The sequence below is a fragment of the Pseudomonas sp. GX19020 genome, from assembly GCF_023371075.1.
Lineage (GTDB): Bacteria > Pseudomonadota > Alphaproteobacteria > Rhodobacterales > Rhodobacteraceae > Pseudogemmobacter.
In genome coordinates this window covers 51,812-64,624 of sequence record NZ_JAMCCR010000002.1, presented here as the reverse complement: position 1 = coordinate 64,624, position 12,813 = coordinate 51,812, and the positions used below count along the sequence as shown (strand labels likewise).

Genomic DNA, 12,813 nt, shown 5'->3' with positions numbered 1-12,813 from the left:
AACTGCCGCTGTTCCTTCATCAAAAGACATGCGGATGCCCGAAGTCGCGTCAGTGAAGCTGGTTGAGACCGCAGAAATCACGGCGCCCTTGATGGTTTTGCGCCAGCGACCGCGACGGCCATCTGGCGCAACCCAACGAAATCTCGGCTCTGGGCGAGGCATGAAGGATCACTGAGCTGCGGCGGTGATCGCAGCGAAGCGCTGGCGGTCGCCATCGGCCACGGCGCGCGGCACCGTGATGAAACTGCGAACGGTATAGCCCCAGTCTTTCACGGTGCGCCCGCCCGGTGTCGGCACCGAGAGCTTCTCCGACAGGTAGAGCTTGCCGCCGTTGAATTCGAGCGCGTCAAGGTCGTGGTCCCAGAGCTGGCCCAGCTTCCAGCCCTGACCCAGAAGCGACTGCACATCCGGGCTGTCGGATTTGCGGACCAGCAGAACCGCGTGGATCTCGCCCATCTCTGCCGAGGCATTGGCCAGCTCCAGCGGATCATTGACTGCGCGGGCCTGTGCCCATGCGTCACCGCTGCCCTGATCGCCGTTCTCGATCTTCACGATGGTGCGCCAGAAGAGATCGGAACCGGAGCCGATGGTATCGACCAGCACCGCCGATCCCGGCCCGAGTTCCTCCAGCTCGTCAAGTTTCGAGCCGGGCGGAAACAGCAACAGCGCCACCTCGGCACCATAGGAGGCGACGGCCTTCATCTGGCAGCCTTCGAGGGACCGGGCATAGATGGCGTCGATCTGAAGGATGCCGATGCCGGCACGGCCAGAGCAGACAGCAAGACTGATTTCATCCGAGCCGTTCAGGTTGAGGATCTCGGCCTCGATGCCGCGCTGTTCGAGACGCTGCTCGATCTGGATGGCACGGCGATCATACCCACCCCCGGCTTTGCCGGTGGCGATGGTCAGCGCCTCTGCCGAGGATGGCGCTGACAGGAAACTCGCCATGGCAATGCCAAGGCAAAGAGAGGTTAGGACAGACAAAAGGGAAAAGCGGCGCATGAATGCTCCTCAGGGGGTTTCACGGAAAGAAAGGAGGTAGGGCTTGCCGCGCCAGAAGCTGACACGGCCCTCCCTGCCGAGGTGACGGACGATCTGATGCCGTCCGAAGACCCAGGCGCAGGCGAGCTGCCACCAGCGCGCCTTTTTGTATTGAGCGTTGGCGACGAAGATCAGCGCGCCCTTGGCCTCATCACTGTTTGGCACGAGCCGCCTCCCGCTGGATGCGGCCAGGCTGAAAGCCCGTCCAGGTATCCTCTGCACCCTCGACCACGGGCAGACTGCGATAGCCCGCATTGATCATCCGGGCGGCGGCGGCAATGTCCTGATCGAGGTCGACATAGGTCACCTCCAGCCCGAGGCGCTCGGCCTCGCGGCAGGTGTATTGGCACTGAACGCAGCCGGCGCGCCCGTAAACGGTGAGGCCCGCCATTATGCAAACCCCATGATTTCCCGCGCCTTCTGGCGGAAGTCCTCGGACACCTCGCCAGCATCGACAGCCGCATCGAGCTTCGCCGCCTGCGCTTTTTTCTCTTTGTCCTGCATGGCCTGCACGATGCCCGAAGAGGACATGACGTCCTTCATCATCCGGGCAAGGAAATGCAGGTTTTGCGGGCTGATATCGTCACCGGATTTATTGACCTCGGCCTGCATCACCTTGAAGGCGAGCGTGGTCAGCATCTGGAAAAGCACGTTCTGACGCTGGGCCTGATCCTCCATGCCCATTTCGCTCATCCACTCTTTGGCCCAGTCCGAGGACTGTTCCTGCAGGCGGACAAACTCCTTGTATTCTGAGCCGAAGGCATGGATCGCGGACTTCTGAATCCGCAGCTCGATCCCGGCCCCCTCCAGACGGAAATTCAGGCGCTCCGCAATTCCCTCATAGTCAGCGAAGCCAGACTCGCGCAGTTCCTCCTGCAGCTCGCGCCGGAACTCGGGTGGCAGAAGATCGATCTTGCGGGGTGGCGGCATGTCAGGCCCTCGGGCCTGGGCGCTGGATCTCGGGATGCGTGGCCCGCCCCATGGCGACCTCGACACCGCGCGAGGTGGCGGTTGCGACGCGGAAATCGTCCCGACCGCCGAGGCTGACAAAGCCATTCTCGCTCAGCCAGTTAAGCTCGGTAACGGTCTGATCGCGCGTGGTGCTGATCCCGATATGATTGCTGTTCAGCACATCAGTCAGGATCGACACATTCGACGTGTAGCCGGGGCTTTCTTCGAGAAAGCGCAGGATGGCAATGCGGCGGTGCCTGCTGTTGAAAGCGTTAAAATCGCTCATTTTCGCTCCAGAAGAAATTGCTCGACGCGGGTCAGCCCCATATCGAGACGCCGGTTTGTCTCCACGGCAGCCGATTGCACGGCGCGCATCTCGCGCAGCTCGCCGGTCAAGGCAGAGATCCCGAGGCCAAGGACGTGCATATCTTCCTTCGTCGCCGCGCTGCGCAGGGCGGCCTCTGTGCTGGCAAGGCGCTGATCGAGGCGATCCATCCGGTCGCGACCATCCCGGAACCGGAGTTCGACATTCTGGTCGCGGGTGCGCCACCATGTGAAAAACAGGTTGGCGATATTGAGAACCGCGAGCAGCGCGGTCAGCTGGGGCAGCGCCTGCACCAGAAACGACTGATCAGCCATCAGCGGCGCACCTCAGTCGCAACGGTTTCATCCGGCTGGCCTGCGATGTCGATCCCAAACAGAGGAATGGCAGAGTGCAGCTTCGCCTCGGCGAGCCGCTTAAGATCATCAACGCCGAGATTGAAGAATTCGACCGCATCACGCGCGCCCGCGCCTGCAGCATGCTGGATGGCCGCAGCGATGGCGGCATCAGCCTTCAGCCCTCGGGACAGTGCCGCCGTGATCCCTGTCATCATGGCCGATTGCAGCGCCTCGCGGTGGCGGGCCTCGATCTCGATTCCCCAACGCGTTTTCAGGATGCGAAAGAGGCCGGCCAACAAGATCGCAATGACCGCGCTGGCAACTTCGGTGAGGTGGGGCAGAAGTGTAAGAAAGAATGCCTGGACAAAGGACATTATTAGGCCTCGTTGGTGCTGATGGAGTCCGATGCCGAAAGGCTGGGAAGATTGAGAGGCAAAGCGGCGAATGTTTTCGGCCAGCGCGCGCCGAGCAAGCGCTTGCGATCAATGCGCGCGATAGTCACCGCGTTGGACTGATTGCCGCCCAGGACGTGGAAACAGGCTGGATCAGCGCCAACCGCGAAACCCACATGACCACCACTGCCGCGCTCGAAAACGAGGACAGCACCATAAGTGGGGTTGGTCTTCTGACCCAGCTCCAGCCAGTTCCGCGCCCAATAGGGGTTCTGGCCAAGACTTCCGGGAAAAGGCTCTCCCGGAAGAGCGAGGCGAATGCAGGTCTCCACGAAATCGCCACACCAGGGCAGCTTCGCAGGATCACCAAGAGTTTTGCCGTCAGATTTGAGCCAGGACCGCAACAGGCCGTTATCGCGGACTTCATGCCGACCGAGAACGCGCTTGCCCTCAGTCATCCAGGGCAGATCACCACTCGACGGCGCTTTAGCAGCCGTACCTCCAGCCGCCAGCCATGCTTCGGCGGCGGCTTTGGTTCTGGGGCCAAAGATCCCATCAACCGCGCCCGGCTGATAACCGAGGTCGCGAAGGCCGGTTTGAATTGTCGCGTTGGACATAATGAATCACCCGATTAACGGGCGCTCACACCCGGTCAGGGACCGGAGTGCCACACACTATATATGATAGGCCGGGGGATGCAGTTTCGGGGTCAGATGCCGGGAAGCCAAAGCTGCTGATCGGCTTCCATGTCGGCGCGCATCTGCGCGCGCAACTTCTTGACCCACATCGCGGTGACGCCATGCTCACGGGCGACATCATTGGCCGTGCGCGTTGGATTGGTCAATCCGGCATCAAGGATCGCCGCGCGCAGGAGGCTGGCCCTGCGCTGGACTTCGCCACCACGGGCCGAGGGAAAGTCAATCCTAAGCCCGGCAAAACGATCCGCCAGCCAGACTACCGCCTCGGCACCAATCTCAGCGGCCAGCGCGGACTTCCTTGCATAGGCCGGATGCGGGATCTCGCGGCTCTGACCGCTGGTATTGGCGACCACCCGCAAGCGGGCTGGCATGCCAAGATCGCGCTCCAGCTCGTCAATCCAGGCGTTCATGCCGCCACCCCGAACTTGTCCACTTCATTGCCCCAGCAGGACCAGCCCTCGCGCCGCTGACGAGAAAACAGATCGAGGCGCTGAGCGCCGGGCATGAGCTTCTCGGCTGCGGCATAGGCCTTCTCAGGCTTCCGGCTGTTCTCTCGGCGCAAGTCATGGATGGTGTCGCGAACGCCCTTGGTGGTTTTCGGGGAGCCACGGGTGCCGATCAGATACGGCTCACCGGCATTGCGAAGGATGTAACCGGTGCCAAATGCCTGCTTTCCCTTCGGGGTCATTTTCGACCACCAGCCCATGGTCTTGAGGGAAAAGCCCCACGCCTCCAGCACCGCGATTCCATGCTTAAGCTGCGCACCGCGCGCCCAGAGCCAGAGCAGGCTGTGCTTTGCCGCGAGGATCTGCACTGGCATTGCGCAGATCTCTTCCAGCGGCATCGTTGGGTAATGCGCCTCCGGGCTTTTCTTCAGCCCTTTGTCAGAGCGCATTTCGCTCTTCCAGGGCGGGTCGGCCATGATCAGCCCAAAGCCACCGGCAGGGCGCAGGGCGATGAACTGTTGAAGCATGGTCATTTCAGCGCGATCCCCTCGCGCTTGCACATATCCTTCAGGGCGCGGATCACGGCATTGATCTGCCCGGCATCCTGGAGCGCGTCTACGTCCAGAGGAATCGCATCCCATTTCGAGGCGAAGCGCGAACGGATGAAGGCGTTGAGGCCAGCGCGATCCGGGCTGTTCAGTTTCCCGGCCTTGCCGAGCTGACCCCAGAGGACGTGGATAAAGCGCACATCGGCGCGCCCGGCCTGCACGTTTGCGCGGCCTTTAAAGGTGCCTTTACGGGCCGAATAATAGGTGTTGCCGGAGGCGTTAAAGCCGCGCTGTTTCAGGGCCTCGACCATCTTCAGAAGGTCAGCCTCGGACATATCCGACATGCTGGCCTTGCCGGTGGTGAGCAACTGCAGATCGCGGCGCGCATCATTGTCGATCCCGCACTGCCTGCAGCCGGTATGGATCATCTTGCGGAGGTTAGCAGCGGTCATTGGAACCCTCGTAATAGCTGGGGCGGGCGGCAAGCTCTGCCGCGATAAAATCCTCGGCAAAGAGCGGAAATTTCCTTTCGATACGGCGGCGCAGGTTGCGCTGGCGCACTCGGGCGCGGGCCTTCTGGCTCCAGCGGCGCACAGGACGCTGGTCGATCCGTTCCCAGCCAATCGCCCAGCCGGTACCGACGCCAAAGTCAAGGTTATTCCTCTGAAACGCCTCAATCTCGGCAGGGATCGGATGGGGGCGGTCAGTCAGAACGGCGAGGACGATGCGCGGCAGCCCCTGCGGAGGGGTAGTGGTCGGGTTCCCCCAGAACAGCCGGCATCGCCATTTCGCACTCACGCCCGGTCCTCCGGGTTGCAAACCGGGCACGGCACACCGCGCCGGATCGCGGAATCCTGCATGTCGAAACGCCAGCCCAGATCGTGACCGCAACGCGAGCAGACAAACTGCCCGCCCTTCGATGTAGTCCAGCCGGGCATCATTCCAGGAGCCTGCCCGATATCGACCGCGTGAGCGCGGACGAGACGGGGTTTCACCGGGAGTGGTCCGAACAGATCGGGCTGGCGAGCCATCACGCGGACACCGCAAGATGATGAGACGATAGATCCACCGTGATCGAGACGACTTCGCCAAAGGCAGTATCGCAATCACTGATGATGCGAGGCTCGACCGGACCATCGAGCCGACCACCCTTCGAGATCATCCGGGCAATCCGCACTGCCGCCCGGTAGCTGGCGCGGTCAGAGAACCAGAAATAAGAGGAATGATCGTGCATCAGATCGCTCGCATCCTCCCCCGCCGACGCGCGCAGATTGACGTTGGCGTCAGAAAGCGTCCGCACAGAGATATGCGGCATTGCACCGAGTTCAGGATACCCCGGCACGAAGCAGCGCCACATGTCGATGCCGTCGATCCCGGCCTCGTTGCCAAGCGACTGGAAGATCGGCGCTAACTTCTCGGTATCAAAGACCGATCCGATCAGGCTTTCCGCAGCGGTCAGCCGCTCGCCATCCAGTGCGCGGGCATGTTCCGAGTTGAGAAAATTCACATTCACCATGGCACCCTCACAGCGAGCTGAAGTCGAGGTTGATATGTTCCATCTGCCCGGTCGCCTCGTTGCGGCGATGGGCGCGGAAATAGGTCGCGGTTTCGTCGTCAATCACCGCGTCACTGATCGCATCCATGGCGCGCGCCCAGCGTTCGTCCGGGTTGCCCTCGGCATCCTTGATCGGCAGGCGGCGCAGGCCGAGGACGCGGCGGGTATCGATCCGCCCGGCCTTGTTCACCTGGAATGCGTCGTTGATCAGAACGATGATGTTCGGATCGGCACCCTCGGCCCAGGAAGCGATGCATTCGTCGATCAGCACCTTCGCGGCCTGCAGCTCCGTGCCGAATTTCAGGATACCTGAGACATCGATCCTGACCTCGACCGAGCCGTCATAGCTGCGAAAGCCGAAGCCGCCCTTCTTGCCGCCGACCTTCGCGCCGTATTTCCCGAAGATCAGATCCTTTGCGGCATACATTTCCTCGAACGCGCGCTTCTTGAACGCCCGGATAACCTCCTGAACACGATTCGCGTCCTCGGCGAGGCTGAGGGCCAGATCGTGCTTCATGCGGTCGGCATCGGTGACGAGGTGATCGGGAACGATGCGCCCCTGCGGGTCCGTCCAAGTTTTGATTTCGGAGGTCATACTGAGTTCCTTCAGATCAGATAGTTGTATCGCCGGGCGTGGCGCCCGGTCGGAGAAGCTGGAGCGCGGCGAGGCGCGCATCGGCATCGGAGAGATTGCGGTCTGCCAGGACGCCCGCCGCAGCGGTCAGCCGGGTGCTGTCAGACAGGACCGGTGCCGGCGACAGAGCCTCACGCATCGCGGCGAGCATCCGGCGCAGCCGCTCTGCATAGGCCTGATCGTCGGTTATGCGGATGGTGACCGCGTCGAGTGCACTATCGATCACCTTGACCGAACGCCCGCCGAAAACTCGACCAAGATCGGCAAGCGGCCCCCCGTTGAACTGGTTGACCGCCCAGATCGCCTCGTTCCGGCCCTTGCTGATTTCCGGCGTCATGGCATAGCCGGTCAGATCGGCCACCGGGATCGCAGCAATATCGGCATAGATCTGCATGAGGCGATGGAGGTTGGAGAGCATCATGCGGCTTCCTTCTTCGCGAGCGGGCAGTTGCGGCAGGCCTTGAACATCCTGACGCGCTCGCTGTTTTCGTTGGAAAAGCTCTTGCCCTTGGCGCGCCAGTCTCGGCAGGCGGCGGTGGAAATGCTGCCAAGTGCCGGGCAGGTCACAGAGCGCCCCATGAACACGCCGCGCACCACATCCTCGACCGCAGCCATGTCGCCAGTGTATTTGTTGCGCAGGACATTCGAGACGAGGGTGGCCGAGCGGTTCAGGCGCTTTGCCACCGCGCTCTGGGTGCTGCGGTCGCACTCCTGGGCCAGCACCTCGACATAGTCCGGCATGGTATCGCCCCAGCATGCACGGGCGGTTTCGACACGGCTGATATCAGTCACAGTGCGCCCTCCACCGGATATGCGGTGCGGGTGTTTGGGTCATAGACCTGACGGATACGCTGAACCTGAGGCGCAAGCGGGCCGGAGGGGCGGATCAGCCGATAACGTGCGATGCGCGCCAATGCCGGGTCGGCCTTCCGCAACACCCGCAGATAGCCCGCCGACAAGAGCCTCTTGCAGTAGTCCTTTGCGGTCGCCTCAGGGATTTCAATGGAGGCGTTCTGCATCAGATCGCGGAAATCGAAATCCTTAAGCCCGATCATCGCAGTCCAAAGCTGGCTGGTGATTTCGCCATTCGTCACCTTGCTGCCATCGGCGCGGACGCGGGGCGCATGATGCCCGGTGTCCTTTATCAGCTTCCAAGTGGCTGGCATGCCCGCTGGGGCCTCGTGATGCTCCAGGTGGCCCGCCTCGGTCAGCGCCTTGAGATAGCGGGTCACGGTCGAGCGATTGAGCCGAGTGGCTTTCACCAGCTCAGTGACAATGATCGTGTCCGGCGTCTTTTTCATGGCGAGCCACATGGCCTGCCGACCGTCAGAGGCCTGATCGGCGGGGCGGCGCCCGATAACGGGTTTCATGCGCGCGCTCATCCGAGCAGCCCTCGGGGCGAAGGCGCGGTACCGGCCATCCATCGGATGCTGGAGATGTCCTTCGCCTCGATGTCGGTCTTGCCTTCGTCACGGGCATAGTCCTTGACCTTTGCGAGGTTTGAAACGATGCGCCGCGCCACCGCCTGCGAAACCGTCAGGACGTGGTGCAATACTTCCTTCGAGAGGCTCAGTTCGGGACATTTCAGGCCCGCCAGTACCCCGACCTCACGAAGATCGGCAGGCTGAGCGGGAACCCAGTCCAGCATCCGGTTGTGAATCCGCTCCCATTTCGTGAGCATTTGCGGAAGTAGCTCCTCGCCGATCAGAATGATCGAGGCTCCGTGCGAGCTTTCGTAAATGTCATGGACCAGCTTCATCATGCTGTCGGTGCAGAGGATATGCGCCTCATCCAGCAGCAGTGGCTTGCCGGATTTCACCAGCTCTTCGCCGATGATCTCAACCGTTTCGGCAACATTGCGGCCCGAAGGAATACGCAGGCCGAGACAGATTTTCTCCACCAGCGTCTTGCGGGTCCAGCAGGACTTCACCTCGACCCAGCAGGCATTGGTGGCCTGGGTGTTGTAGAGCGCCGCCTGCGTCTTGCCGTAGCCGGAAAACCCGTGGAAGCAAGCCATTCCGGGCATGCCCTCATCGCGGCTGGCAACCGCGCGGATCAGTGCCCCCAGCAACATCACGTTGCGCAATGGCGCGACGTTTTTGACCAGGCTGATTTTCTCCGTTCCGTCCAACATCATAGTCTCCTCTGCTCGTTACGCCGCCGTGGGGCCCCACCGCCCCCGGCGGTATTTTCATCCGATGGCCTGAGCGCCGTAGCGGTCGTAAATTTCCCTCTGCGCCAGCCAGGTCGGGTGCATGTGCAAACGCCCCCAGAACTCGACATCTGCTGCCGGGATGTCCTCGCAAGCCTTCATGCGGGTCTCGATGTCCAGGAGCCGCCAGAAGCGGGTAACGTCTGGATTTTCGCGCTTCGGGTCTTGCCGGGCGGCGGCGAAGTCCACCTGCAAAACGGTCAGCTCATCGTCGCGCGAGGTGTCCGGTGCCGGCAAAGCGGGCTGGATCAGACCGCCACGCTTCTTCTGGCTTTCGAGCTGGCTGAGCCGGTCGAGCTGGACAACCACCGCTTCGGGCAGCGAGGCCTCCTGTTTCGGCAGGGCGTCGAGCTGAGCTGCGACCTGAGTACCCTTGACCGGCAGCAGCTCGGCCAGCCGCTTGCGGGCCTCTTTGAGGCGACGGCTGTTTTCGCGGGCCAGTGCCTTGGCCGAGGCGATATCGCGGAAGCCGGTCTTTTGGCGGCACTCGGCGAAACCGAGATACTGGCCGTCCATCGCGTAGATGTAGGCCCCTTCATGCAGATCCTCGGGATTGAAGCGCGCGGTGACGGTCTGGCCAGCCCGCTCGTTCATCCATTCCGACCAGTAGAAATTCTTGTAGAGCGTGATCTGGCCATTCTTTTTGTTGAGCGGACGCACATACATTGCCATCAGGCAAAGCCGGGTCTGCTCTTCGGTCGCCTTGCGGATCGGGGTGCGCTGATAGCTGTCGGCGAAGGTTTCATCGAAACTGCGACCGCGCGCGGTATGAGACCTGCGGCCCTCGCGGGCGTTATGCTCGTTGATCCGCTCCTCGGTCACCTCGATGAAGTATCCAAGGTCGATGGCCCGAGACATGTAGTTCTCTGGCTTCGCGTCAGGCCGGTTTCCGACATAGGCACCCGCGAAGCGGATATCTTTCGCCAGATCCTCGGCAAGGTCGCCGAAGCTGCGCTCAATAGGCTTTGCCTGACCGTGTCCTGGGGTGGCGAAGGTCATGCCGATCCCGAGCATGCCAAGAATCCCGACCGGCTCTTCCTCAGACAGCTTAAAGCGGAAACGGTGCTTCGCGCCGCCGGTCATATCCTTATTGGCGAACTCCATGCCGTTGTCGAAGAGGCAATGACCGGGAATGCCGTAGTCGCGCAGAACCTTCATAAAGGTCTGCATCGTCGCGACTTTGTTCGGGTTCAGGTCAATGGACCACGACAAGATCTTGCCGGAGTAGACGTCCTGAAACGCGATCAACTGGACGCGCACCGGCTTCTGGATGCCCGGCCACCAGACGAAAACATCGACCTTGTGGCAGTCGGCGGTGACCATTTCCATCGCGGTCATGGTGCTGCGGTCACGGATCTGCGGCGGAAACATGGAGCGCAGGCCAGCAACGCCCTGGCGCGCGAAAATATCATCCGTGCGCCGGACATTGGCCTGATACCACCGTAGGGCGGTGCGGTATTCCAGCCATTCCTCACCGATCTCGCGGCAAATCTTAACAGCGTCACGCCAGGCGGGCCGGAAATCCGGGCCTTCGACGCGCATGTAGAGAGCCTTGAGGGTGTCGCAAAACACACCAGTGGCGGCAGCTTTCGTGGTTTTTGCAGCCGTCGAACCGCGACGATCAGCGAGATAAGGAAGCCGATCATCGTGGCGAACGCCCTCAACGCGCTCAAACCAGCCAAAGATGGTGCGGTCGCTGATTTTGCGTTGGGTGCCGATCATGCCTACGGCCAGATACTTGCCGACCGCCGGGGCCAGCGCCTCGACCTCCTGCAGAATACGAAGGCAGGCCTTGGCTTTTTCCTTCACATGCTCGGGGCGGCTATCAAACCAAGACCACGCCTCGTCCCGATCCGGGCGCGACTTCGGTTCCTCAGGCGCATTGGCCTGCATGATGAGCTTGCGCTGCGCCGAGGACGGAAACAGGCGCCAGCTATACTCCCAGCCACCGCCGCGCCCCTCGCGCTTGCGGGCATGGGCGGGATGGCCTCGCCAGCCATCGCGCTTAACCTCGGCCTCGACACCTTGCTGCGTGTTCGGCAGGTCTGGAAGGCCTGCCTCCGCAATTTCACGAGCCGACCACCATTCCTTTACAGGTAGCTGAAGCGTCATTCCGCATCACCCTCCAAGCCGAGGACTTCCGTGCGGAAGCGGCGGCGGGCGACTGCGCCCGCGCGCTTCCATGCGCCAGCAAGAGCGCGGAATTCATCTTCGCTTTTCTTCTTCGGATCGACGGTCGGGGCGCGGCCCTCTTCCGCCTCGATCTGCTTGCGGGCGTCTGCGGCGTTCTTCGCTTTGCCGCCCGTCAGCTTCATCACAACCATCGACCGCTCATGATCCTCGGAAATCCGGGAGATTTCCGTCAGATCCTTCAGCGTTACCGGAGCCTTAGCCGCGCGCAGATCGCGAACTTCATCCCGGCTCAGTGAAGAGCCAGCCGCGACAATCTTACGGATCTGCCGGTCTGAAAGGCCGAACTTCTCTGCGGTGGCGGTCACGAATGCAACGGAACCGGGTTCCGTTGCATCCCACCGCGCAGCCGCACCAGCCACGCCCGCGCGAGTTTCCGGGTGCAGCTTCTCGTAAAGCCGCTTGCGCTCAGCCAGAAAAATTGCCGTGTCGAGCGCGTTCATCTCGGCACCGGCAAGGTTGTCATCAACCTCCATCAGCCGCGCCCAGTCGTCGGTCACGTCGGTCCAGATCTTCGCCTCGATCTCTTCCCATCCAAGGCGACTGGCTGCCTCCAGCCTGTGACCGCCCGCGATCAGGACCAGTTTGCCATCCTTCTTTTTGCGGATGTGGATGGCGTCCTTCATGACGCCGGTCTCTTTGATCGAGGCGATCAGGCTTTCAACGCCGGCTTCCGATACCGGGCGCAACCGATCCCCGACGATGATGTCAGCGATCTGAGCGCGGCTCTGTTGCATGAGGGTCGGTTGTGTCACTTCTTGTCCCTGCGCTTCCGTCATGCCCTTGCGGCGCGACGGACCTTTCCGGTGGAATTTGCTGCAATCGCCATGGAGCCTCCGTCACCGCGGTGACGGCAGATCCCGCAAAGGCGGTTGCCGATATGCTGGCTTTCAAATGTCGCCCCACAGCACATGCAGGGTCGATCAACAGGCTGCTGATCTTTTGGCAGGCGTGCGATTTCCGCCCGCATCCATTTCTCAGCCTCGGGCCGGTTGCGGAACAAGGGCGAGAGCTTGGAGAGGCCGAGAACCTCGTAGCTGCCGCCTTTCCTGCCATTGATCACCCGAGGGCCGTCATGCCGGTGGTAAGCGCCATATCCATTCTTCATGTCAGCGCCCTCCGATGCAGAGGATCAGGACAAGCAAGATGAACAGCACGGCCATGCCGAAGAAATCGCCCTCAGGGCTTTCCTCGAACCGCTTCAGCGATGCCGAGATCCGCTGCCACATCGACAGCCTTGGCGCCGGGTGAATAAGCAGTTGCTCCGGGGCGCGCATCTTGCGCGCCTCAGCCAGCGTTGCCTTGAGGCGCGACTCGGCGCTCAACTCCGGGCAGACGAACAGCGCCACACTGCGGCGCAGGCGGTACAGCAGCGGCATCATGCAGCCTCCGGTTTCTGGGGGGATGGGCGGGGAATGTCCTGAGGCCAGGCTAGGTCCGCAGGCCAGTTTTCGTCAAACCAACTGAAGACCTGCTTGTAGGCGCT

22 protein-coding genes are annotated in these 12,813 nt (G+C 61.9%); all 22 read right to left on the bottom strand.

The genetic code is table 11. The features are described 5' to 3' along the window. Positions 1-168 precede the first annotated feature (168 nt). Complete coding sequence (locus M3484_RS04980) at positions 169-1,002, bottom strand: TAXI family TRAP transporter solute-binding subunit (RefSeq protein ID WP_249495997.1); 834 nt, start codon at positions 1,000-1,002, stop codon at positions 169-171. 9 nt (positions 1,003-1,011) lie between these two features. Next, positions 1,012-1,206 (bottom strand): hypothetical protein, encoded by a 195-nt coding sequence (locus tag M3484_RS04975; RefSeq protein WP_249495996.1) that lies wholly within the window; start codon positions 1,204-1,206, stop codon positions 1,012-1,014. Then, complete coding sequence (locus M3484_RS04970; RefSeq protein ID WP_249495995.1) at positions 1,193-1,432, bottom strand: glutaredoxin family protein; 240 nt, start codon at positions 1,430-1,432, stop codon at positions 1,193-1,195. Before M3484_RS04970 ends, M3484_RS04975 begins: the two co-directional genes overlap by 14 nt. Then, complete coding sequence (locus M3484_RS04965) at positions 1,432-1,971, bottom strand: phage protein Gp27 family protein (RefSeq protein ID WP_249495994.1); 540 nt, start codon at positions 1,969-1,971, stop codon at positions 1,432-1,434. Before M3484_RS04965 ends, M3484_RS04970 begins: the two co-directional genes overlap by 1 nt. A gap of 1 nt (position 1,972) precedes the next feature. Further along, on the bottom strand, positions 1,973-2,278 hold the full coding sequence (locus M3484_RS04960) for a VpaChn25_0724 family phage protein (protein WP_249495993.1): 306 nt from the start codon (positions 2,276-2,278) through the stop codon (positions 1,973-1,975). Next, on the bottom strand, positions 2,275-2,631 hold the full coding sequence (locus tag M3484_RS04955) for a DUF2730 family protein (RefSeq protein WP_249495992.1): 357 nt from the start codon (positions 2,629-2,631) through the stop codon (positions 2,275-2,277). The genes M3484_RS04960 and M3484_RS04955 overlap by 4 nt, the downstream gene beginning before the upstream one ends. Then, a complete protein-coding gene (locus tag M3484_RS04950) occupies positions 2,631-3,026 on the bottom strand; it encodes a hypothetical protein (protein ID WP_249495991.1) in 396 nt (131 codons plus the stop codon). Before M3484_RS04950 ends, M3484_RS04955 begins: the two co-directional genes overlap by 1 nt. 2 nt (positions 3,027-3,028) lie before the next feature. Continuing rightward, complete coding sequence (locus M3484_RS04945) at positions 3,029-3,661, bottom strand: NlpC/P60 family protein (protein ID WP_249495990.1); 633 nt, start codon at positions 3,659-3,661, stop codon at positions 3,029-3,031. A gap of 92 nt (positions 3,662-3,753) precedes the next feature. Then, positions 3,754-4,152 carry a hypothetical protein gene (locus tag M3484_RS04940; RefSeq protein WP_249495989.1) on the bottom strand — a complete coding sequence of 133 codons (399 nt, stop codon included), beginning with the start codon at positions 4,150-4,152 and terminating at the stop codon, positions 3,754-3,756. Next, positions 4,149-4,721 carry an MT-A70 family methyltransferase gene (locus M3484_RS04935; protein WP_249495988.1) on the bottom strand — a complete coding sequence of 191 codons (573 nt, stop codon included), beginning with the start codon at positions 4,719-4,721 and terminating at the stop codon, positions 4,149-4,151. Before M3484_RS04935 ends, M3484_RS04940 begins: the two co-directional genes overlap by 4 nt. Then, positions 4,718-5,188: a regulatory protein GemA gene (locus M3484_RS04930; protein ID WP_249495987.1), complete on the bottom strand. Its 471-nt coding sequence runs from the start codon at positions 5,186-5,188 to the stop codon at positions 4,718-4,720. The genes M3484_RS04935 and M3484_RS04930 overlap by 4 nt, the downstream gene beginning before the upstream one ends. Further along, complete coding sequence (locus M3484_RS04925; protein WP_249495986.1) at positions 5,175-5,534, bottom strand: hypothetical protein; 360 nt, start codon at positions 5,532-5,534, stop codon at positions 5,175-5,177. The genes M3484_RS04930 and M3484_RS04925 overlap by 14 nt, the downstream gene beginning before the upstream one ends. Positions 5,535-5,766: 232 nt before the next feature. Continuing rightward, entirely contained in the window at positions 5,767-6,252 is a 486-nt protein-coding gene (locus tag M3484_RS04920) for a hypothetical protein (protein ID WP_249495985.1), read from the bottom strand. Positions 6,253-6,259: 7 nt separating this feature from the next. Beyond that, positions 6,260-6,973 (bottom strand): DUF3164 family protein, encoded by a 714-nt coding sequence (locus tag M3484_RS04915; RefSeq protein WP_249495984.1) that lies wholly within the window; start codon positions 6,971-6,973, stop codon positions 6,260-6,262. Next, positions 6,903-7,346 (bottom strand): hypothetical protein, encoded by a 444-nt coding sequence (locus M3484_RS04910; protein WP_249495983.1) that lies wholly within the window; start codon positions 7,344-7,346, stop codon positions 6,903-6,905. Before M3484_RS04910 ends, M3484_RS04915 begins: the two co-directional genes overlap by 71 nt. Beyond that, the gene (locus M3484_RS04905) at positions 7,343-7,717 is read right to left on the bottom strand and encodes a hypothetical protein (RefSeq protein ID WP_249495982.1); all 375 of its coding nucleotides are present in this window, start codon (positions 7,715-7,717) and stop codon (positions 7,343-7,345) included. Before M3484_RS04905 ends, M3484_RS04910 begins: the two co-directional genes overlap by 4 nt. Further along, complete coding sequence (locus tag M3484_RS04900) at positions 7,714-8,295, bottom strand: helix-turn-helix domain-containing protein (protein WP_249495981.1); 582 nt, start codon at positions 8,293-8,295, stop codon at positions 7,714-7,716. The genes M3484_RS04905 and M3484_RS04900 overlap by 4 nt, the downstream gene beginning before the upstream one ends. 8 nt (positions 8,296-8,303) lie before the next feature. Next, entirely contained in the window at positions 8,304-9,062 is a 759-nt protein-coding gene (locus M3484_RS04895; protein ID WP_249495980.1) for an AAA family ATPase, read from the bottom strand. 54 nt (positions 9,063-9,116) lie between these two features. Then, complete coding sequence (locus tag M3484_RS04890) at positions 9,117-11,249, bottom strand: transposase domain-containing protein (RefSeq protein ID WP_249495979.1); 2,133 nt, start codon at positions 11,247-11,249, stop codon at positions 9,117-9,119. Then, a complete protein-coding gene (locus tag M3484_RS04885; protein WP_249495978.1) occupies positions 11,246-12,082 on the bottom strand; it encodes a ParB/RepB/Spo0J family partition protein in 837 nt (278 codons plus the stop codon). Before M3484_RS04885 ends, M3484_RS04890 begins: the two co-directional genes overlap by 4 nt. Positions 12,083-12,102: 20 nt before the next feature. Continuing rightward, complete coding sequence (locus M3484_RS04880) at positions 12,103-12,435, bottom strand: hypothetical protein (protein ID WP_249495977.1); 333 nt, start codon at positions 12,433-12,435, stop codon at positions 12,103-12,105. Between the two features lies 1 nt (position 12,436). Beyond that, positions 12,437-12,709: a hypothetical protein gene (locus M3484_RS04875; RefSeq protein ID WP_249495976.1), complete on the bottom strand. Its 273-nt coding sequence runs from the start codon at positions 12,707-12,709 to the stop codon at positions 12,437-12,439. Between the last annotated feature and the right edge of the window lie 104 nt (positions 12,710-12,813).

Excerpts from the sequence above, each read along its gene's own strand:
- M3484_RS04895 (WP_249495980.1), bottom strand. The coding sequence starts at position 9,062 with ATGATGTTGGACGGAACGGAGAAAATCAGCCTGGTCAAAAACGTCGCG.
- M3484_RS04945 (WP_249495990.1), bottom strand. The coding sequence starts at position 3,661 with ATGTCCAACGCGACAATTCAAACCGGCCTTCGCGACCTCGGTTATCAG.
- M3484_RS04900 (WP_249495981.1), bottom strand. The coding sequence starts at position 8,295 with ATGAAACCCGTTATCGGGCGCCGCCCCGCCGATCAGGCCTCTGACGGT.
- M3484_RS04980 (WP_249495997.1), bottom strand. The coding sequence starts at position 1,002 with ATGCGCCGCTTTTCCCTTTTGTCTGTCCTAACCTCTCTTTGCCTTGGC.
- M3484_RS04955 (WP_249495992.1), bottom strand. The coding sequence starts at position 2,631 with ATGGCTGATCAGTCGTTTCTGGTGCAGGCGCTGCCCCAGCTGACCGCG.
- M3484_RS04950 (WP_249495991.1), bottom strand. The coding sequence starts at position 3,026 with ATGTCCTTTGTCCAGGCATTCTTTCTTACACTTCTGCCCCACCTCACC.
- M3484_RS04875 (WP_249495976.1), bottom strand. The coding sequence starts at position 12,709 with ATGATGCCGCTGCTGTACCGCCTGCGCCGCAGTGTGGCGCTGTTCGTC.
- M3484_RS04935 (WP_249495988.1), bottom strand. The coding sequence starts at position 4,721 with ATGACCATGCTTCAACAGTTCATCGCCCTGCGCCCTGCCGGTGGCTTT.
- M3484_RS04930 (WP_249495987.1), bottom strand. The coding sequence starts at position 5,188 with ATGACCGCTGCTAACCTCCGCAAGATGATCCATACCGGCTGCAGGCAG.
- M3484_RS04890 (WP_249495979.1), bottom strand. The coding sequence starts at position 11,249 with ATGACGCTTCAGCTACCTGTAAAGGAATGGTGGTCGGCTCGTGAAATT.
- M3484_RS04920 (WP_249495985.1), bottom strand. The coding sequence starts at position 6,252 with ATGGTGAATGTGAATTTTCTCAACTCGGAACATGCCCGCGCACTGGAT.
- M3484_RS04940 (WP_249495989.1), bottom strand. The coding sequence starts at position 4,152 with ATGAACGCCTGGATTGACGAGCTGGAGCGCGATCTTGGCATGCCAGCC.
- M3484_RS04910 (WP_249495983.1), bottom strand. The coding sequence starts at position 7,346 with ATGATGCTCTCCAACCTCCATCGCCTCATGCAGATCTATGCCGATATT.
- M3484_RS04880 (WP_249495977.1), bottom strand. The coding sequence starts at position 12,435 with ATGAAGAATGGATATGGCGCTTACCACCGGCATGACGGCCCTCGGGTG.
- M3484_RS04965 (WP_249495994.1), bottom strand. The coding sequence starts at position 1,971 with ATGCCGCCACCCCGCAAGATCGATCTTCTGCCACCCGAGTTCCGGCGC.
- M3484_RS04960 (WP_249495993.1), bottom strand. The coding sequence starts at position 2,278 with ATGAGCGATTTTAACGCTTTCAACAGCAGGCACCGCCGCATTGCCATC.
- M3484_RS04915 (WP_249495984.1), bottom strand. The coding sequence starts at position 6,973 with ATGCCGATGCGCGCCTCGCCGCGCTCCAGCTTCTCCGACCGGGCGCCA.
- M3484_RS04970 (WP_249495995.1), bottom strand. The coding sequence starts at position 1,432 with ATGGCGGGCCTCACCGTTTACGGGCGCGCCGGCTGCGTTCAGTGCCAA.